The organism is Pseudomonadota bacterium (assembly GCA_039196715.1).
GTDB lineage: Bacteria > Pseudomonadota > Gammaproteobacteria > CALCKW01 > CALCKW01 > CALCKW01.
The window spans coordinates 1-18,172 of sequence record JBCCUP010000085.1; the positions used below are offsets into that span (position 1 = coordinate 1).

18 protein-coding genes are annotated in these 18,172 nt (G+C 63.8%); 10 read left to right on the plus strand and 8 right to left on the minus strand.

Features of this window, described 5'->3' with window-relative positions; translation table 11 throughout:
- The 5 genes from AAGA11_19790 to AAGA11_19810 all read right to left on the minus strand — a co-directional run.
- A partial coding sequence (locus AAGA11_19790) for a cytochrome c oxidase subunit 3 (protein ID MEM9605115.1) occupies positions 1-385 on the minus strand: 385 nt, incomplete at its 3' end.
- A 44-nt stretch (positions 386-429) separates the two neighbouring features.
- Positions 430-963 carry a cytochrome c oxidase assembly protein gene (locus AAGA11_19795; protein MEM9605116.1) on the minus strand — a complete coding sequence of 178 codons (534 nt, stop codon included), beginning with the start codon at positions 961-963 and terminating at the stop codon, positions 430-432.
- 96 nt (positions 964-1,059) lie between these two features.
- A complete protein-coding gene (gene ctaD / locus AAGA11_19800; protein ID MEM9605117.1) occupies positions 1,060-2,664 on the minus strand; it encodes a cytochrome c oxidase subunit I in 1,605 nt (534 codons plus the stop codon).
- A 36-nt stretch (positions 2,665-2,700) separates the two neighbouring features.
- Complete coding sequence (gene coxB, locus AAGA11_19805) at positions 2,701-3,789, minus strand: cytochrome c oxidase subunit II (GenBank protein MEM9605118.1); 1,089 nt, start codon at positions 3,787-3,789, stop codon at positions 2,701-2,703.
- Positions 3,790-3,910: 121 nt separating this feature from the next.
- Positions 3,911-4,417 carry a DUF2244 domain-containing protein gene (locus tag AAGA11_19810; protein ID MEM9605119.1) on the minus strand — a complete coding sequence of 169 codons (507 nt, stop codon included), beginning with the start codon at positions 4,415-4,417 and terminating at the stop codon, positions 3,911-3,913.
- 140 nt (positions 4,418-4,557) lie between these two features.
- Between AAGA11_19810 and plsY the strand changes: the two genes are divergently transcribed.
- The gene (gene plsY, locus AAGA11_19815; GenBank protein ID MEM9605120.1) at positions 4,558-5,142 is read left to right on the plus strand and encodes a glycerol-3-phosphate 1-O-acyltransferase PlsY; all 585 of its coding nucleotides are present in this window, start codon (positions 4,558-4,560) and stop codon (positions 5,140-5,142) included.
- Here the strand turns inward: plsY and tsaD are convergent.
- Positions 5,139-6,152 (minus strand): tRNA (adenosine(37)-N6)-threonylcarbamoyltransferase complex transferase subunit TsaD, encoded by a 1,014-nt coding sequence (tsaD, locus tag AAGA11_19820; protein MEM9605121.1) that lies wholly within the window; start codon positions 6,150-6,152, stop codon positions 5,139-5,141. The two genes, plsY and tsaD, sit on opposite strands and share 4 nt — an antisense overlap.
- A 128-nt stretch (positions 6,153-6,280) precedes the next feature.
- Between tsaD and rpsU the strand changes: the two genes are divergently transcribed.
- The 4 genes from rpsU (at position 6,281) to hemE (ending at position 9,525) form a co-directional block, all read left to right on the plus strand.
- Positions 6,281-6,496, plus strand: a complete 216-nt coding sequence (gene rpsU / locus AAGA11_19825; protein MEM9605122.1) for a 30S ribosomal protein S21 — start codon at positions 6,281-6,283, stop codon at positions 6,494-6,496.
- 3 nt (positions 6,497-6,499) lie between these two features.
- Positions 6,500-6,949 (plus strand): GatB/YqeY domain-containing protein, encoded by a 450-nt coding sequence (locus AAGA11_19830; protein ID MEM9605123.1) that lies wholly within the window; start codon positions 6,500-6,502, stop codon positions 6,947-6,949.
- A 91-nt stretch (positions 6,950-7,040) separates the two neighbouring features.
- Positions 7,041-8,462, plus strand: a complete 1,422-nt coding sequence (locus AAGA11_19835; protein MEM9605124.1) for an FAD-dependent oxidoreductase — start codon at positions 7,041-7,043, stop codon at positions 8,460-8,462.
- The gene (hemE, locus tag AAGA11_19840; protein ID MEM9605125.1) at positions 8,455-9,525 is read left to right on the plus strand and encodes a uroporphyrinogen decarboxylase; all 1,071 of its coding nucleotides are present in this window, start codon (positions 8,455-8,457) and stop codon (positions 9,523-9,525) included. Before AAGA11_19835 ends, hemE begins: the two co-directional genes overlap by 8 nt.
- A gap of 63 nt (positions 9,526-9,588) precedes the next feature.
- On the opposite strand, the gene AAGA11_19845 is transcribed toward hemE, so the two are convergent.
- On the minus strand, positions 9,589-12,072 hold the full coding sequence (locus tag AAGA11_19845; GenBank protein MEM9605126.1) for a penicillin-binding protein 1A: 2,484 nt from the start codon (positions 12,070-12,072) through the stop codon (positions 9,589-9,591).
- 308 nt (positions 12,073-12,380) lie between these two features.
- On the opposite strand from AAGA11_19845, the gene AAGA11_19850 reads away from it, so the two are divergent.
- Genes AAGA11_19850 through pilQ form a run of 5 tightly spaced genes read left to right on the plus strand, consistent with a single transcriptional unit; the run spans position 12,381 to position 17,574 of the window.
- Positions 12,381-13,439 carry a pilus assembly protein PilM gene (locus tag AAGA11_19850; protein MEM9605127.1) on the plus strand — a complete coding sequence of 353 codons (1,059 nt, stop codon included), beginning with the start codon at positions 12,381-12,383 and terminating at the stop codon, positions 13,437-13,439.
- Entirely contained in the window at positions 13,439-14,245 is an 807-nt protein-coding gene (locus tag AAGA11_19855; protein MEM9605128.1) for a PilN domain-containing protein, read from the plus strand. The genes AAGA11_19850 and AAGA11_19855 overlap by 1 nt, the downstream gene beginning before the upstream one ends.
- Before the next feature lie 10 nt (positions 14,246-14,255).
- Positions 14,256-14,861 carry a type 4a pilus biogenesis protein PilO gene (locus AAGA11_19860; GenBank protein MEM9605129.1) on the plus strand — a complete coding sequence of 202 codons (606 nt, stop codon included), beginning with the start codon at positions 14,256-14,258 and terminating at the stop codon, positions 14,859-14,861.
- Positions 14,858-15,409, plus strand: coding sequence for a pilus assembly protein PilP (locus tag AAGA11_19865; GenBank protein MEM9605130.1), 552 nt, complete (start codon positions 14,858-14,860; stop codon positions 15,407-15,409). The genes AAGA11_19860 and AAGA11_19865 overlap by 4 nt, the downstream gene beginning before the upstream one ends.
- An 11-nt stretch (positions 15,410-15,420) precedes the next feature.
- Positions 15,421-17,574, plus strand: coding sequence for a type IV pilus secretin PilQ (pilQ, locus tag AAGA11_19870; GenBank protein ID MEM9605131.1), 2,154 nt, complete (start codon positions 15,421-15,423; stop codon positions 17,572-17,574).
- Positions 17,575-17,627: 53 nt separating this feature from the next.
- On the opposite strand, the gene AAGA11_19875 is transcribed toward pilQ, so the two are convergent.
- Positions 17,628-18,172: transposase (locus AAGA11_19875; GenBank protein ID MEM9605132.1), on the minus strand; the 545-nt coding region annotated here is incomplete at its 5' end.

Below are 18,172 nucleotides of genomic sequence, written 5' to 3' on the forward strand. Positions count from 1 at the left end.
AATCGAATCCCGGGTAGAGCACCGCGTTGGTCATCGCGTTGTTGCCGTCGCCGCCCAACCAGGGGCCCGAGAGCTGACGGGCATAGAACAACGCGCCGAAAAACGCCGCGAAAAACATGACCTCGGAGAAGATGAACCAGCCCATGCTCATGCGGAAGGAGACGTCCACCTTGGCGTTGTAGATGCCGCCCTCGCTCTCCCGCACGACCAGCGCGAACCAGCCGAACATCATGTAGATGACGATGGCCGCACCGAGCGCCATGGCCCACCAGCCCGTGCCGTTGACCACGTCAGCGAAGCCCCAGAAGAAGGCAAACAGGCCGATCGAACCCACGATGGGCCATTTGGCCTCGTGTGGAACGTAATAACCGCTAGCTGCACCCATGGGTGTTCCCTCAATCCGTTACAACAGTAGCGCCGACACAGGTGTCAGCCGTCGTAGGTGAAAAACGTGTAGGAAAGCACGAGGCTCTCATAGTTGATCGGCAGGTCCGGGTTGACCACGAAGGTCACCGGCATGCGCTTGGTCTCACCGCCCTCAAACAGCTGGTTGGTGAAGCAGAAGCACTCGGTCTTGTCGAAGTACTTCGCCGCCGGCTGCGGCGCCACGCTCGGCACGGCTCGGCCGGTGACGTCAGTGTTGACCAGATTCTCCGCCACGAACCACGCGGTGTACTGCTCGCCCGGCTTCACGCGCATGCTCGCCGCTTCGGGCTTGAAGCGCCAGCTCCCGCCCGCGTTGACCGTCGCGGAAAACTCCACAGCAACCTCACGGTTCGGGTCGATGGCGTAGTCCTGCGCAGCCTGGACGTCGATGATGCCGGTCTTGCCGTTGAGGCCGGTCACGTCACAGATGATGTCGTAGAGCGGCACCAGCAGGTAGCCGAAGCCGAACATCCCGACAACCACAAGCATCAACTTGGCTGACAGGACCGACGTGCGTTTCTCCAGTGCGTCAGCCATTGGTCACAGCCCACATTCCCAGTACGTAAAAGAGGATTGCGATCGCCGCCAGTACCAGCGGCAACCGCAAACGCTCAGAACGTGACGGTTCGCTGCTCACTTGATTGGCGGCGGCGTTTCAAAGGTGTGGTAAGGCGCCGGTGACGGCACTGTCCACTCGAGCCCCTCGGCCCCCTCCCAGACCTGGTCGGTGGCCTTCTCGCCCCCTTTGACGCACTTGATGCAGATGTAGAGCAGCAGCAATTGGGAGAAGCCGAACCCGAAGGCACCGATGCTTGCAATCGCGTTCAGGTCAGCGAACTGCAGGTTGTAGTCGGGTATGCGCCGTGGCATGCCCGCCAAGCCAACGAAGTGCATCGGGAAGAACAGCAGGTTGACAAAGACCGTCGACAGCCAGAAGTGCCACTTGCCGAGCGTCTCGTCGTACATGTTGCCTGTCCACTTCGGGATCCAGTAGTAGACCGCGCCGATGATCGCGTAGATCGCGCCGGGCACGAGCACGTAGTGGAAGTGCGCGACGATGAAATAGGTGTCGTGGTACTGCACGTCGACCGGGGTGATCGCCATCATCAGGCCAGAGAAGCCGCCGAAGGTGAACATCACCACGAAACCGAGTGCGAACAGCATCGGGGTTTCAAAGGTCATCGAGCCGCGCCACATGGTGGCGATCCAGTTGAAGACCTTCACCCCGGTTGGCACCGCGATCATCATCGTCGCAAACATGAAGAACAGGTTCCCCGCCAGCGGCATACCGACGGTGAACATGTGGTGCGCCCAGACGATGAAGGAGAGAAACGCAATCGAGGCCGTCGCGTACACCATCGAGCTGTAGCCAAACAGCGGCTTGCGCGCGAAGGTCGGGATGATCTGTGAGATCACGCCGAACGCCGGCAGGATCAGGATGTACACCTCGGGGTGGCCGAAGAACCAGAAGATGTGCTGGTACATCACCGGGTCACCACCACCAGCCGCGTTGAAGAAGCTGGTGCCGAAATAGCGGTCCGTCAGAAGCATGGTCACGGCACCGGCAAAAACCGGGATCACTGCGATCAGGAGGTAGGCCGTGATCAGCCAGGTCCAGACGAACAACGGCATCTTCATCAGCGTCATGCCCGGGGCACGCATGTTGAAAATCGTCGCGACGATGTTGATCGAGCCCATCACCGAGCTGATGCCCATGAAGTGGATGGAGAAGATCACGAAGGCCAGACTGTCTCCACCTTGCAAAGACAGCGGAGCGTACATGGTCCACCCGGCCGAGGGCCCACCGCTTTCCATGAACAAGGTCGAGAGGAAGATGATCATCGCAAACGGCATGATCCAGAACGACCAGTTGTTCATGCGCGGCAAGGCCATGTCCGGCCCACCGATCATCATCGGGATCATCCAGTTCGCCAGGCCGACAAACGCAGGCATGACACCGCCGAAAATCATGACGATAGCGTGCATGGTGGTCATGGAGTTGAAGAAGCCCGGATCAACAAACTGCATACCCGGCTGGAACAGTTCCAGGCGCACGACGAGCGCCATGGCGCCGCCGATGAAGAACATGATCAACGAGAACCACAAGTACAGGGTCCCGATGTCTTTGTGGTTCGTGGTGTAGAGCCAGCGCGTCCAACCTTTCGCTGGGCCGTGATGATCGTGATCATCGTGGCCGTGGTCATCCACGTGTACGTCGACGCTGTTATCAGCACTCATAACGACGATTCCCCTGAGTCAGTAAAACGGTCAAATTCAGTTCACTGCAACGTCGACAGGCTGGGCGATGTCGCCCACGCTGTTGCCGAGTCCGTTGCGCTGAAAGGTCACCACGGCCGCAATGTCGCTGTCGCTCAGCACGCCCCCGAAGGCGGCCATCGCGGTGCCGGCCTTGCCTTTCTTGATGATGGCGATGTGGTCGTCGATCGCACCGAGCGCCACCGGACTGTCGGTGATCGCCGGAAAGGTCGGCGGCAGGCCTTGACCGCCGCCCTGATGACACGCCACGCAGTTGTTGTCATAGACGTGCTTGCCGCGCGCGATCAGATCGTCGAGGTCCCATTCGGAGGCGTCCTCCGCCGCTTGCGCCGCCGCCTGCACGGCCTCCTCACCTTTCTGCTCGGTCAACCAGGCGTCGAATTCCTCGGCAGGCACAGCGCGCACCACCACCGGCATGAAACCGTGGTCGCGCCCGCACAGTTCGGCGCACTTGCCGCGGTAGACGCCGGGCTCGTTGATGATGGCCCAGTTCTCGTTGATGAAACCCGGGATGGAATCGCGCTTGACCGCGAGGTCCGGCACCCACCAGGCGTGGATCACGTCTGCGGCGGTATGCAGAAAACGCACCTTGCGGCCCACCGGCAGCACCAGCTCGTTGTCGACCTCCTTCAGATACCAGTGAAGATCGTTGACATCGATGCCCGAGCCGGTCTGACGCGCCCGGTTGTGATCCGGGTGGAGGCTGGAGAAGAAATCGACATCTTCACCCATGTACTCGTAGTGCCACTTCCACTGGTAACCGGTGATCTTGATCGTGAGGTCGGCCTCGGAGGTGTCTTCCATGGCGATCAGCGTTTTTGCCGCCGGCACCGCCATCGCGATCAGGATGAAGAGCGGGATCGCGGTCCAGACGATCTCCACCGCCGTGCTGTGGTGGAAGTTCGCGGCCTTCGCACCACGGGATTTCCGGTGGTAGAAGATGGAGTAGAACATCACGCCGAACACCGCGACCGCGATCGCGCAGCAGATGTAGAAGATCAGCATGTGCAGGTCATAGACCTCGGCACTGATGTCGGTTACCCCGACAGGCAGGTTCAGGGGCACAGGGTGCGGGTCCTGCGCCATCGCCCGGCCGCCCAACACGCCCAGACCCAATCCGCATGCACTCAGGCCGCGTCGCAACGCTGTGAACATGTCAATTCGTCTCCACAAAAATAAAACCGGTTTGCAGATGCGCCCGCCCGGCTCAGGCGGGTGAGAACTGCATCTGACTGAGCCGCGGCGACAGGCTCGCAGCCAGCGTCGCGTGCAGTTGCTTTTTCTCTTCGCGCCCAAGGGCGCTGCCCAGCACCGCCGTCCTGCCCTGCCCGCGCAACCGCAGCAGGCCGGTTTCGAACGGGCTGTCGGGCAAATGGTACTCCAAGCGGGTCCAGTGTCGGTTGAACTCGATCGCACGCTCTGGCGCATTGCGGCCCCATTCCACCCGGATGATCTCCTCGGAAACCGTGATGACTTCACGTCTCTCCAACCGGCGCCACACCACCCGCAGGGAGAGCAACACCACGAGCGCTTCGAGACCGGCGAACGGCAACACGAGCCAGTAGCCCTGTAGCGCCAGACCCATTCCAAACACCACGCCCGTGAACCCCACCGAGAGCGCGAGCAGAACATTCCCGCGCCAACTCAGCGAGGGGGTGCACTTGACGACGAATATCTGTCGCTTGGCGTCGTCACTGGGCAAGTTGGCAATCATGTAACTGCACACTCACGGTGTTGACGGGCAGACGATCCCGCCAGTCTACAAGCTCTAGGTATAGCACTCAATTCGTATCGCACCTTTAGCCATTTGTCGCTGATACCATGCGTTAAAGTGCACGGATCGGACCCGCTCCCATGACAGAAATCATCTGTTTACTGCTCGCCTACGCGGCTGGCTCCATCTCCAGTGCCGTACTGGTTTGCCGCGTGCTCGGCCTGCCTGATCCACGCGGTGAAGGCTCGGGCAATCCGGGCGCCACCAACGTCATGCGTATCGGCGGCAAGGGGGCCGCAGCTGCAACTCTGGCGGGCGACGCAGGCAAGGGCCTGCTGCCGACCGCACTGGCGGCCCTCCTGGTTGGCACCGAGGGCGCCGTCGCCGCCTGTGCACTGGGGAGCTTTATGGGACACCTGTGGCCGATTTGGTTCCAATTCAAAGGCGGGAAAGGCGTCGCGACTGCGCTCGGCGCTCTGTTCGGCACCAGTCTCCTGGTCGGCGTGTTGGCCGGGGCCACCTGGCTCGCCATGGCACTGGCCTTCCGTATCTCCTCGCTGGCGGCGCTCGCAACCTTCGCAGCGGTGCCGGCCTACCTGTACATGAGCACGGGCAGCGCGCTGTTGACGGCGAGCTTCACGGTGATCGCAGTGATGCTTTTCTTTCGACACCGCGACAACATCGGCCGCCTGGTGCGCGGCGAGGAATCCCGCATCGGCGGCTAATGCACGGCGTGGGTCGCAGTCGGCGGCGACAGCGCGTCAAGCGGCCAGCGCGGCATGACCCCCCGCGGCGCGGCCAGCCGCTCGCCGGCCTCGGCGCGCAGGCACCCGGCCAACGCGATCATCGCGGCGTTGTCGGTGCAGTACGCCGGCCGCGGGTAGAAGCAGGCCGGACCGAGTTCGCGCAGTGCGGCTCGCAGCTGCGTGTTGGCGCCAACACCGCCGGCGACCACGAGGCGCTCGAACCCAGTCTCCGCCAACGCGCGCTTCACCTTGATCACCAGGGTGTCAACGGCCGCGGCCTGGAACGACGCGGCGATGTCCTCGCGCCGCTCGGGCTGCGCACGCACGGCCGTGAGCGCGGCGGTTTTAAGGCCGCTGAAGCTCATCTGCAGACCGGGCCGGTCAGTCATTGGACGCGGGAAATCGAACGCCGCGGGGTCGCCCCGCTCGGCCAGCGCCGCGAGTGCCGCGCCTCCGGGGTACCCGAGGCCCAGCAGCTTGGCGGTCTTGTCGAAGGCTTCACCCACCGCGTCATCGACCGATTCGCCGAGCACGGCATAGTCGCCTACGCCATGGACCGCGACGATCAGCGAGTGTCCGCCGGACACCAGCAGGCAGAGGTACGGGAAGGCGGGGGCCGGCGACTCCAGGAAGGGCGCGAGCACATGCCCCTCGAGGTGGTTGACCGCGAGCGCCGGCACGCCGAGCGCAGCGGCCAGCGACTGCCCCGCAACCGCACCCACCATCAGCGCGCCTGCGAGCCCGGGCCCGGCGGTGAACGCGACCGCGTCAAGCGCATCGAGCGGGGTGTCGGCTTCAACCAGCACGGCCTTGAGCAGCGGAATCCACTTGCGGATGTGGTCCCGGGAGGCGAGTTCGGGCACGACGCCACCGTATTGGTCGTGCAATGCGACCTGGCTGTACACCGCGTGGCCGCAGAGCCCACGCTCGCTGTCGTACACCGCCACCGCCGTCTCGTCGCAAGACGATTCGACCCCCAACACACGCATGCTGCACCTCGATAAACGGCGTGGGATTTGCCCCAGCCCCACAACAGGATATACTTGCACGTTTGCTCAGCACCGTACCACTGGTCCCGATGCCGAGCGCCCCAAACCAGCACAGGTGCCAAAAGCCCATGCCGCATGTCAAAGTCAAGGAAAACGAGCCCTTCGACGTGGCGATCCGCCGCTTCAAGCGCTCTTGCGAAAAAGCCGGCGTCCTCACCGAGACCCGCCGCCGCGAGTTCTACGAAAAGCCGACCACCGAGCGCAAGCGCAAGCTGGCGGCCGCTGTGAAACGTCACCAGAAGAAGCTCGCCAAAGAAGCGGCACGTCGCGTCCGACTCTACTGACCGATGAGCGCGCTGCGGGATTCGCTCAACGAAGCGGTCAAGGCCGCCATGCGGGCGGGTGACAAGCCCCGGCTGGGCGTGTTGCGCCAGCTCTCGGCCGCGCTCAAGCAGCGCGAGATCGACGAGCGCATCGAACTCGATGACGCCGCGGTGACCGCGATCCTCGACAAACAGGCGAAACAGCGTCGCGAGTCGATCGAGCAGTTCACCCGCGCCGACCGCACTGACCTGGTCGACATCGAACGCGCCGAGCTCGACGTCATTCAGGAATTCCTGCCCCAACCACTCGGTGACGCCGAGTTGAGCGCGCTGGTCGAGCAGGCCATCGCCGCCTGTTCCGCGAGCTCGATGCAGGACATGGGCAAGGTCATGGGCATACTCAAGCCGCAGGTCACGGGCCGCGCGGACATGGGCGCACTGAGCGCCACCGTACGGTCTCGGCTCACCGCCTGAAGGGCCTTGCGCCCGCGCGGTTTGCCCGCCACGCTGCGACCCACACCGATGCACCCGGGCCCCGCGCCCGGCACGACAGACGAATTACGCCATGGGCAGCCGCAACCACCTCCAGTTTCTCGACCTGCCGCGCAAGGACCCGGACAAAAACCCGGCGAAAGTGCGCATCTACACCTACGACGAGATCTACGGTCAGTTCGAGCCGTCCAACGCGTCAGCACAGGCCGAGCGTTGCCTCGAGTGCGGCAACCCGTACTGCGAGTGGAAGTGCCCGGTCCACAACTACATCCCCAACTGGCTGAAACTGATCTCCGAGGGCAAGTTGCTGCAGGCCGCGGAGATGAGCCACCAGACCAACACCCTCCCCGAAGTCTGCGGTCGGGTGTGTCCGCAGGATCGCCTGTGTGAGGGCGCCTGTACGCTGAACGACGGTTTTGGCGCGGTGACCATCGGCTCGGTCGAGAAGTACATCGCCGACGAGGCGTTCAAACTCGGGTGGCGCCCCAACCTCTCGGACGTTGTGCCATCCGGCAAGCGGGTCGCCGTCGTCGGCGCCGGACCGGCCGGCCTCGGCTGCGCCGACGTGCTGGTGCGCAACGGCGTCGAGGCCGTCGTGTACGACCGCTACCCGGAGATCGGCGGCCTGCTGACCTACGGCATCCCACCCTTCAAGCTCGAGAAATCGGTCGTGCGCCAACGCCGCCGCGTGCTCGAGGACATGGGCGTACGCTTTCAGCTCGGCGTCACGGTCGGCGAGGACATCACCCTGGAGGACCTGCTGGCCGAGTACGACGCCGTGTTTCTCGGCATGGGCACCTACACCGCGATGCGCGGCGGCTTCCCCGGCGAGGGCCTTGCCGGCGTGCACGAGGCACTGCCCTACCTGATTTCGAACATCAATAACGTCGAGGGCTGGCAACAGGGCGTCGACGAGTTCATTGACCTGCGCGGTCAACGCGTGGTGGTGCTCGGTGGCGGCGACACCGCGATGGACTGCAACCGCACCGCGATCCGCCAACAGGCGGTTTCGGTGACCTGCGCCTACCGGCGCGACGAAGCCAACATGCCCGGCTCGGCACGCGAGGTGGCCAACGCCAAGGAGGAAGGCGTCGAATTCCTCTGGAACCGCCAGCCCGTGGAGATCGTCGGCGAGAACGGCCGCGTGGTCGGCGTGCGTGTGGTCACGACCAAGCTCGGCGAACCCGACGAGCGCGGCCGACGCAGTCCCGAACCGATTGTCGGCACCGAGGAAGTGCTGCCCGCCGACGCGGTCCTGATCGCTTTCGGGTTTCGCCCGAGTCCGCCCGACTGGCTCGAGGCGCACCGCATCGAGACCGAGGACGATGGCCGGATCCGCACCGACCCGGCCGAACCCTACCGCACGACCCACCCCAGCATCTGGTGTGGGGGCGACATGCACCGCGGTTCCGACCTCGTGGTCACGGCGGTCTGGGAGGGGCGCGAGGCCGCCAAACGCATTGTCGCCTCGCTCGGTGTGATCGCCGATGCCTGAGCTCCAGAACGACCGACTGCTGCGCGCGCTGCTGCGGCAACCGGTGGACCGGACGCCAAGCTGGATCATGCGCCAGGCTGGGCGCTACTTGCCGGAATACCGCGCCACGCGCGCCAAGGCCGGCGACTTCATGGCGCTGTGTGGCAACCCTGAACTCGCGTGCGAAGTCACCCTGCAACCGCTCGAACGCTTCCCGCTCGACGCGGCGATCCTCTTCTCGGACATTCTGACCGTGCCCGACGCGATGGGACTCGGTCTCTATTTCAGTGAAGGCGAAGGTCCCCGCTTCCGTTCGCCGCTGCGCAGCGCCGCGGCGATCCGCGCGCTCGGACAACCGGACCCACAGACGGAATTGCGCTACGTGATGGACGCGGTATCGTTGATTCGCCGCGAGCTGGCGGACCGGGTGCCGCTGATCGGCTTTGCTGGCAGTCCGTGGACCCTCGCGACCTACATGGTCGAGGGCGGCTCCACCAAGACCTTCGGCCACAGCAAGGGCCTGCTGTTCGACGACCCGGACAGCGCACACCACCTGCTCGAGCTGCTGGCTGACAGCGTCGCCGCCTACCTCAATGCCCAGGTTGCCGCAGGCGCCCAGGCCCTGATGGTGTTCGACACCTGGGGTGGCGTGCTCAACCCCGAGATGTACCGGCGTTTCTCACTGCACTACATGGCGCGCATCGTCGACCAGTTGACCCGCGAGGCCGACGGACGCCAGGTGCCTGTGGTGCTCTTCACCAAGGGGGCGGGCGCGCGCCTGAGCGCGCTGGCGGACACCGGTGCAGATGCTCTGGGCGTCGACTGGACCACCGACCTCGCCGTCGCCCGGCAGCTCACCGGTGACCGGGTCGCCCTGCAGGGCAACCTCGACCCCGCGTCGCTCTACGCCCAACCCGAGGCGGTTCGGCGGGAAGTGCGCGCCGTGCTCGACAGCTACGGCGCGGGTCCGGGCCACGTGTTCAATCTCGGCCACGGTGTCACGCCGGACATCGACCCCGAGTGCGTCGGCGCCGCGATCGACGAAGTGATCGCCTACAGCCCGCGGTTTCACGCAAGCACTTGATTGCGCCGGACGGTGCGCCGTCCGACGGGGCAGCGCTAGGACACCCGAGCGATCAGACCTGACTCAGAATAGTTGTTCGCGTACGTCCGAATCGGCCGACTCGCTTGGCACCTCGGCCCAGAGTGGCGATTGCGAGGCCACGGCTTCGCCGTCGCCCGCCTCCTCACCGGCGTCACCAACCGACCCGTTGCCCTGCTCGGCGACCTGGGTCGCCGTCTCGTCGCGGAACAGCTCGAACACCGTGTCGCGGCCGCCCGCACTCGCGAGTCGACCGGTCTCGCGGTCGATGCGCACCCGAACGATGCTGTCGGGTTGCTCTTTCGCCTGCTCGGGCACACCGTCAAGTGCCTCGCGCATGAAGTTGATCCACATCGGCAACGCGGCGCGTCCGCCGGTTTCCTTCGCGCCGAGTGTTTGAACCTGATCGAAACCGACCCAGGCCGTGGCAACCACCGAAGGGTGGTACCCGGTGAACCACGCGTCCATCTGCTCGTTGGTCGTGCCTGTCTTGCCGGCCAGGTCGCCGCGGCCGAGCTCACGCCTCGCCAGCGTTGCGGTCCCGCGCGTGACGACATCGCCGAGCACCGAATCCATCAGCCACGCGACGTCCGGCTCGAGCACCTTTGGCGCGACGCGGTGTGAACGCAGCTCGCTGACGTAGCGCCCGTCATCGGTTTGACGCAGGGTCGAGACGATGCAGTCCTCGCCTTCGCAGGCCACCACCGGGTCGGCCTCGAAAATGACATCGCCCTTGTTGTTCTCGATCCGTTCGATGAACCAGGGCTCGACGCGGTAGCCGCCGTTGGCGAACACCGCGTAGCCACTGACGAGGTCGATGGGCTTGACCACCCCGGAGCCGAGCGAGAGAGACAGGTCACGCGGCAGCGACTCGTCCTCGAACCCGAAGCGGCGGACGTAGTCGACCGCGTAGGGCACACCAATCTTCCGCAGCACCCGGATGGAGACGAGGTTGCGCGACTTGACCAGCGCCTCGCGCAGCCGCGTCGGCCCGTACACCCGGCCCGAGTAGTTCTCGGGGCGCCAGACGTCCTCGAGTTTGTCGTCGGCGAACACCACGGGCGCGTCATTGAACACCGACGCGAGCGTCAGGCCGTTCTCAAGCCCCGCACTGTAGATGAACGGCTTGAAATTGGAGCCGGGCTGGCGCGCAGCCTGATTGACCCGGTTGAACTTGCTGCGGTCGAAGGCGTAGCCCCCGACCAGCGCCAGCACGCGGCCGTTGCGCGGGTCGAGTGCCACCAGCGCGCCCTCGGGGCCCGGCAACTGCGCCAGGCGCAGCCGGCCGTCGTCGGTCGTGCGCACGTAGACCACGTCGCCAAGGCCCAACACCTGGTCGACGGTCTCGACCTCCGGACCGACGGTGTTGACCGCCTCGAAAGCCCGTGCCCACTGCACGCCGTCGAGGTCGAGCACGTTGCGCGCGCCACTGTCGAGCGTCACGTCGGCCGACGTCGCGTCGACGCGCGTGACCACCGCTGCGTGCAGGTCGCCGAACACGCGGACGCCGTCGAGTGCCTCGGCGACAGCGTCGGCGTCGGCCACAGTCTCGGGGTCGAGTGTCTGCACCGGCCCGCGGTAGCCGTGGCGTTCCTCGTAGCTGTGCAGCGCGTCGCGCAGGCCCCGGTTCGCCGCGGACTGCAGGCGACTCGAGACGGTCGTGTAGACCTTCCAGCCGTCGTTGTAGATCGCGTCGCCGTGTTGGGCATGCAGGGTGGACCGCACCATCTCGGCCACGTAGCCCGCGTCGAGTTCCTGTTTGGCGAAGTGGAGACCGGCGGTGAGTCCGGCCACTCTTGCCGATTCGAACGCATCACGATCGATCACGCCGAGCTCGTGCATGCGCCGCAGCACGTAGTTCCGCCGCTGCGTGGCGCGTTCCGGGTTGGCGATGGGGTTGTAGGCCGAGGGCGCTTTTGGCAGGCCCGCAATCATCGCCGCCTCGGGCAGCGTGAGCTCGTCGAGGGTCTTGTCGTAGTAGATCTGCGCTGCCGACGCAACGCCCCAGGCGCGGTTGCCGAAGAAGATCGAGTTCAGGTAGAGCTCGAGGATGCGCGGCTTGTCGAGCTCGCGCTCCAGGCGAAGTGCCAGCAGGATTTCCTTCACCTTGCGGCTGTATCGCTTGCTGTTGTCGAGAAAGAGGTTACGCGCCACCTGCATGGTGATGGTGCTGCCGCCCTGGGACTTCTCGCCGGTCGTCGCAACCACGTAGACCGCCCGCAACAGCCCCTGCCAATCCACCCCGGGGTGTTCGTAGAAGCGGTCGTCCTCGGCCGAGACAAAGGCCTGACGCACCTGCTCTGGCACATCGTTGATGTCCACCGGCATCCGGCGCTTGAGGCCGTACTCCGCGATCAGGTCGCCGTCCTGGGACAGCACTTGCATCGGCTGGTGCAGTTCGATGCGGCTGATCTCGTCGGTGGTGGGCAGCTGCGGCGCGAAATAGGCCCACACGCCAATCGCACCCACGATGGCCACCAGGCAGCCCGTGCAAAACAGAGCCAGCGACAGTTTTAGAAAGGTTCTCACGGTGCGCCAGGGGCCTCGATCGGCTGAGAGCGGATACGGGAATGCGACAAATTTTAGTCAGATTCGCAAAGCAGGAATGGAAACTGCACGACTGCATTGTACTCGATATGCCGAGTTCCGCAGCGTACAGGCAGGTAAGGAACGGCGATCGTGGCGCGCTGCACGGCCACACGCCCTCCCACCATGGACGCCCACGAGCCCGTTGTGTGTCGAGGCTGCAGCAGGCTCAGACATTGCACGCGCGGTGCGTGCGGGCCCGTGCAAAGCGACTGAGCAACTACGCAAACGGCCTCAGGTGAGGAAACAACGTGCTGGACATATTTTCAAAACGATCGCAGGTCATCGGACTCGATATCAGTTCAACGTCGGTCAAGCTGCTCGAGGTCTCTCGCGGCAAGCTGGGCATGCAAGTGGAATCCTACGCGGTCGAGCCGTTGCCGGTGAATTCCGTCAACGAGAAAACCATCCAGGACCCCGAAGCCGTCGGCGAGGCCGTGCGGCGGGTGGTCAAGAAGAGTGGCACGAAGTCGAACCGGGCCGCGGTTGCAGTCTCGGGCTCCGCCGTGATCACCAAAGTCATCACCGCGCCCGCCGGGCTGCGTGACACCGAACTCGAAACCCAGGTCATGCTCGCCGCCGATCAGCACATTCCCTATGCGCTGAACGAGGTCAACATCGACTTTCAGGTGCTCGGCCCGAGCGCGGACGACAGCAAGCAGGTCGACGTGCTGCTCGCGGCAACCAAGTCGGAGAACATCGACGACCGCGAGCTGGTGCTGAAGATCGCCGGCCTGAAACCCGCGATCGTCGACGTCGAGCCCTACACCATCGAACACACGATGGACCTGATCATCGGCGAGGACGAGGAGCGCGCCAAGACCACGATCGCGGTGATCGACGTGGGCGCGACCATGACCAGCCTCAACGTCATCCAGGACCGGCAACTCATCTACACCCGCGAACAGCCGTTCGGCGGCAAGTTGCTGACCGAAGAAATCATGCGCCGCTACGGCCTGTCCTACCAGGACGCCGGTCGGGCCAAGCGCGTCGGTGGTCTGCCCGAGGACTACATCCCCGAGGTGCTCGAGCCGTTCAAGCAGAGCATCGCGCAGCACATCAACCGCTACCTGCAGTTCTACTACTCGAGCAGCCAGGACCTCGAAGTCGACGAGATCCTGCTCGCCGGCGGCAGCTCCAGCATCGAGGGCATCGACGAGTACATCAGCGACCACATCGGTACGCCGACGTCGATCGTCAACCCCTTTGAACGCATCGACTGCCGTGAAGGCATCGACCGCGACCGACTGATCCAAGACGGACCCGCAATGATGATCGCGTGCGGTCTGGCTCTGCGAGGCACTGAATAATGGCGAAGATCAACCTTCTGCCCTGGCGCGAGGAAGTCAAGCGTCAACGGCAACAACTGTTTGGCGTGCACATGTTCATGGGCGTGGCAGCCGCAGCCGTGTGCTGCGTGTTGTACCAGAGCCAGATCAACGCCTCGTTGAACCACCAGAAATCGCGCAACACCTTTCTGTCGAGCGAGATCACCAAGCTGCAGGCCGAGCTGACCGAGATCTCCGAACTGGAGTCGACCAAGACCCAGTTGCTCGACCGGATGGAAATCATCCAGAACCTGCAGACCCAGCGTCCACAGGTGGTGCACACCTTCCAGGAGCTCGCGGTGGCGATGCCCGATGGTCTGTACCTCCAGAGCGTCCGCCAGAACGGCACCGCACTGAGGGTGGTCGGCCAGGCGGAATCGAACGGCAGCGTGTCCGAGTTCATGCGCAAGCTTGACGCCTCGGAGTGGCTCGGCAAGCCGACGGTGCAGGTCATCGAAAACGGTCACTCAAGCGAGCTGCGCAAATTCGAGCTGAGCCTGAACCAGACCACACCGAGTGCGAGCGAGGACGAGTTCGACCCGACGGCCACCCAGGAGTACCAGGAGCTGCTCGGCATCGGCAACGACCTCGACCTCGGTACCGATCCGTTGGACCTTGGCAGCGATCCGCTTGACCTCGGTTCGGACCCGATGGAAGGCGGCACCGATCCGCTCGACCTCTCGACCGATCCGATGGAGCTGTCGAGCGATCCGCTGGATCTCTCGGCTGACAACCTGGATCAGTCGCCGACCGATTCACTTTCCGATCCCCTGGCGCTGGAGGGCTGACACCATGGGTATGGCTGATTCACTCGGGGCGATCAACGACCTCAGCCTCGACGACTTGCGCGAGCTGCCGACCGCACCCTTGCCGGTTCGCATCGCCGCCATCGTCTTCATCGCGATCCTGATGGTCGTCGGGTACTGGTACTTCATGGTCAATCCGCACATGGAGAAGATCCAGGGGCTGAAGCGGCAGGAGTCGACGCTGCGACAGGACTTCGACGACGCGGCAGCGAAAGCGGCCAACCTCGACGCCTACAAGGAACAGTTGGAAGAGATGCGCAACGACTTCGCCGTCATGCTGCGTCAGCTCCCAGACGACATCGACATCGAGAGCCTGCTGGTCGACCTCTCGCAAACCAGCGTCGCCGCCGGTTTGAACGTGGAGTTCTTCAAGCCCCAGGGCGAGGTGCAGCAGGAGTTCTACGCCGAGTACCCGATCAAGTTGAAGGTGTCTGGCGAGTACCACGAATTTGGCGACTTTGTCAGTGGCCTGTCCACCCTGCCCCGCATCGTGACCCTGAGCGACATTGACATTCAGGGCGGCGAGGAAGGCGAAGGTCTACTGACCATGGACCTCACAGCAACCACCTACCGTTACCTGACGGAGGATGAACAATGACACGGCAGAATGCCAACCCCGGGTTCTCCAGGAACGCTTCGATCGGATTGACGGTACTCGCCGCCGCGCTGCTGGCCGGCTGCCAGGAACACAGCATGGCGGATCTGCACCAATACGTGCAGGAGCGCCGACACGCGCACGCCGGCTACGTCGAGCCGCTGCCGGAGTTCGAACTCAGCAGGGGCATCTTCTACTCGAGCGAGGGTATCCGCGACCCCTTCGTACGACCGGTGCGCTACACCGCCATCGAGAACAACGATTTCTCCGGCTCCAACGCCCCCGACTTTGATCGCTACCGCGAACCCCTCGAGGGCTTTGCACTGGATGCGCTCGCGATGGTCGGCGACCTGAAGCAGAACGAGAATCACTGGGGCCTGATCCGTGACGCGGAGGGAGTGATCCACCGCGTTCAACCCGGCAACTACGCCGGCAAGAACTACGGTCGCATTCTTGCAATAGACGAAACCTACATCGCGATTGAAGAAACGGTTCGAGACAGCGCGGGTAACTGGGTCACGCGCGAAGCGCAACTTTCACTGGGTGAATGAAGATGTCAATCATGAAGAGTAATCACACGAACAGAATGCAACGCCGGGACATCTTCAGCGCTCGCTTGAGTTCAGTCAGTCTGGCCATCGCCCTGGCGGGCTCCACCGTGTACTCGGCGGAACTGCTGGCAGCCAGCAACGCGTTGAAAGACCTCACGGTCAACCAGCTTCCTGGCAACCGCACCGAAGTGGTCATCTCCTTCGAGGAAGATGCCAGTGCACCGCGCGGCTTTACGGTCGAGAACCCGGCGCGCATCGCACTGGACTTTCAGGACACCCAGAACGACCTCACGGAGCGCATGCTCACGGTCGACTCCGGTCAGGTTCGCAACATCAAGGCGCTGGAGTTCCAGGGCCGCACCCGTCTGGTTGTGAGCATGACGCAACTCGCGCCGTACACCACCACAGTGAACGGCAACACGGTTTCGCTGATCATCGAGCCGGCCGCGAAGACAGCCGAGGTCGAGACAGCCACCGGCAGCATCCGCAGCCAGCTCGCCAGCGTCGAACGTTCACGCGAACTCGAGAACATCGATTTCCGCCGCGGCACGGACGGTGAAGGTCGCGTGACATTCAACCTGACCGACCCGAACACGCCGGTCGACATCCGCCAGCAAGGCACGAAGGTGCTGATCGACCTCAAGGACGTGTCCATCTCGGACGAGGAGCTCAAGCGCCTCGACGTGATCGATTTTGCAACCCCGGTAAAGTACATCGACACCTACCGTCGCGGCCGCAACGTGCGAGTCGAGATCGAGCCGATGGAAGGGGTGCAGTACGAGCAGCTGGCCTACCAGTCCGACCGCATCTTCACCCTGGAGCTGCGCCCGATCACCCTCGAAGACGGGGACGATCCGCTGCAGCCGAAGGTTTTCGAGGGCCAGAAGCTCTCGCTGAACTTCCAGGACATCGCCGTGCGATCGGTGCTGCAGCTGCTGGCTGAATTCACCGAGCAGAACGTGGTTGTCAGTGACTCGGTCGAGGGCAACGTCACACTGCGCCTGAAGAACGTGCCCTGGGATCAGGCACTGGACATCATCCTGAAGTCAAAGGGCCTCGACATGCGGTCGAACGGCAACGTGGTGATGGTCGCTCCGGCGGCCGAAATCGCCGCACGCGAGCAACTCGAGCTCGAAGCCGCGACCAAGAAGCACGAGCTCGCGACGCTGCACACCGAGATCATGCAGGTCAACTACGCCAAGGCCGCCGACATCGCCGAGATGCTGCAGGGCGAGGAAGCGACCATCCTGAGTGACCGCGGCACGGTCACAGTGGACGAGCGCACCAACACCCTGCTGGTCAACGACACGGCCGAGCAGCTCGTGCAGATCCGCGTGCTGGTCAACGAACTCGATGTGCCGGTTCGGCAGGTCCTGATCGAATCCCGCGTTGTCGTCGCCTCGGATGACTTCAACAAGGAAATCGGTGCCCGTCTCGGCCTGACCACCTTCCCGCAGAACACGACCGACGGCTACTACGGCATCACCTCGGGCAACCTCGGTGCGGTTGAGAACGTCTTCAACACCACCATCGGTGGCGAAGACGAGACCATCAACGCGCCGGATCGCTGGAACGTGAACCTGCCTGCATCGAACCCGACCGGTTCGATCGGTTTCGAAATCGGCAAACTCCCCTTCGGCGGTTTCCTCGAGCTCGAACTGTCGGCGATGGAAGCCGAAGGTCGCGGTGAGATCGTGTCGTCGCCGCGGGTGATCACGGCCAATCAGAAGGAGGCCTACATCGAGCAGGGCGTGGAAGTGCCCTACCTCGAGGCGTCCTCCTCCGGTGCCGCGTCGATCAGCTTCAAGAAAGCCATCCTTGGCATGAAGGTCACGCCGCAGATCACGCCAGACGACCGCATCATCATGGACCTCACGGTCAACAAGGACAGCGTGGGTGAGTTCTTCGGCAGCGGCGCCTCGCGCGTGCCGAGCATCGACACGCGGGAAGTGAACACCCAGGTCCTCGTTGAAAACGGCGAAACCGTGGTGCTCGGCGGCATTTACGAGCAGGTACGCAACTCCGACCAGCGCAAGGTGCCGCTGCTCGGCAACCTGCCGGTCGTCGGACGCCTGTTCCGCTACGACTCGACACGGGATGAGAAGAACGAGCTGCTGATCTTCGTGACGCCGAAGATCATCGGCCAGAACACGGTGTCCCGCTGACGCGCGGCAGCCGTGATCCCGGGGGGCAGCCAAGGCTGCCCCTTTTTTTTGGTTCATCGCGCTTTACCGGGAAACGCGTCTTTGATCTTCAGGAAGAAGTACTCAGTGTCCCGGTAGCCGTAGCCCATCCGTTTGATGACCTTGATGCGGTTGTTCACACCTTCCAGCACACTCGTGTTCAGCCGATAGAGGGCGCTGGCTATGATCCCATTTGCGTAGGGCTGGAGCCGTTTGGCGAAGCGGACCAAGGCTTCAACACCGCTGCTCATGGCCTGTCGGTACCAGTGCGTCCATCGCCACCGTGCAGCTCGTGGTGTTTTGGCGTACCACAGCTCCTTGAGCGCTGTTTTCATCACGTACACAACCATCAGCGGTTGGTTGATGGTCAGCAGCGCTTGTAGGTCTGAAGCTTGGGTCGATTCGAGGTTCTCGGGGTTGCGGAGTAACAACCACCGAGAGCGTTTCACCGCTCTGCGCGCCGGGCGGTTCTCACGCAACCGATTCGCCTGATCCACCCGCACCCTGTCGATCACTTCGCGGCCGAACTTGGCCACCACGTGGAACAAGTCATACACGACACGCGCGTTCGGACAGTGCG

Coding starts and splice junctions, on each gene's coding strand:
- AAGA11_19795 (MEM9605116.1), bottom strand. CDS start 963: ATGGCTGACGCACTGGAGAAACGCACGTCGGTCCTGTCAGCCAAGTTG.
- ctaD (MEM9605117.1), bottom strand. CDS start 2,664: ATGAGTGCTGATAACAGCGTCGACGTACACGTGGATGACCACGGCCAC.
- coxB (MEM9605118.1), bottom strand. CDS start 3,789: ATGGCGCAGGACCCGCACCCTGTGCCCCTGAACCTGCCTGTCGGGGTA.
- AAGA11_19810 (MEM9605119.1), bottom strand. CDS start 4,417: ATGATTGCCAACTTGCCCAGTGACGACGCCAAGCGACAGATATTCGTC.
- plsY (MEM9605120.1), top strand. CDS start 4,558: ATGACAGAAATCATCTGTTTACTGCTCGCCTACGCGGCTGGCTCCATC.
- tsaD (MEM9605121.1), bottom strand. CDS start 6,152: ATGCGTGTGTTGGGGGTCGAATCGTCTTGCGACGAGACGGCGGTGGCG.
- rpsU (MEM9605122.1), top strand. CDS start 6,281: ATGCCGCATGTCAAAGTCAAGGAAAACGAGCCCTTCGACGTGGCGATC.
- AAGA11_19830 (MEM9605123.1), top strand. CDS start 6,500: ATGAGCGCGCTGCGGGATTCGCTCAACGAAGCGGTCAAGGCCGCCATG.
- AAGA11_19835 (MEM9605124.1), top strand. CDS start 7,041: ATGGGCAGCCGCAACCACCTCCAGTTTCTCGACCTGCCGCGCAAGGAC.
- hemE (MEM9605125.1), top strand. CDS start 8,455: ATGCCTGAGCTCCAGAACGACCGACTGCTGCGCGCGCTGCTGCGGCAA.
- AAGA11_19855 (MEM9605128.1), top strand. CDS start 13,439: ATGGCGAAGATCAACCTTCTGCCCTGGCGCGAGGAAGTCAAGCGTCAA.
- AAGA11_19860 (MEM9605129.1), top strand. CDS start 14,256: ATGGCTGATTCACTCGGGGCGATCAACGACCTCAGCCTCGACGACTTG.
- AAGA11_19865 (MEM9605130.1), top strand. CDS start 14,858: ATGACACGGCAGAATGCCAACCCCGGGTTCTCCAGGAACGCTTCGATC.
- pilQ (MEM9605131.1), top strand. CDS start 15,421: ATGAAGAGTAATCACACGAACAGAATGCAACGCCGGGACATCTTCAGC.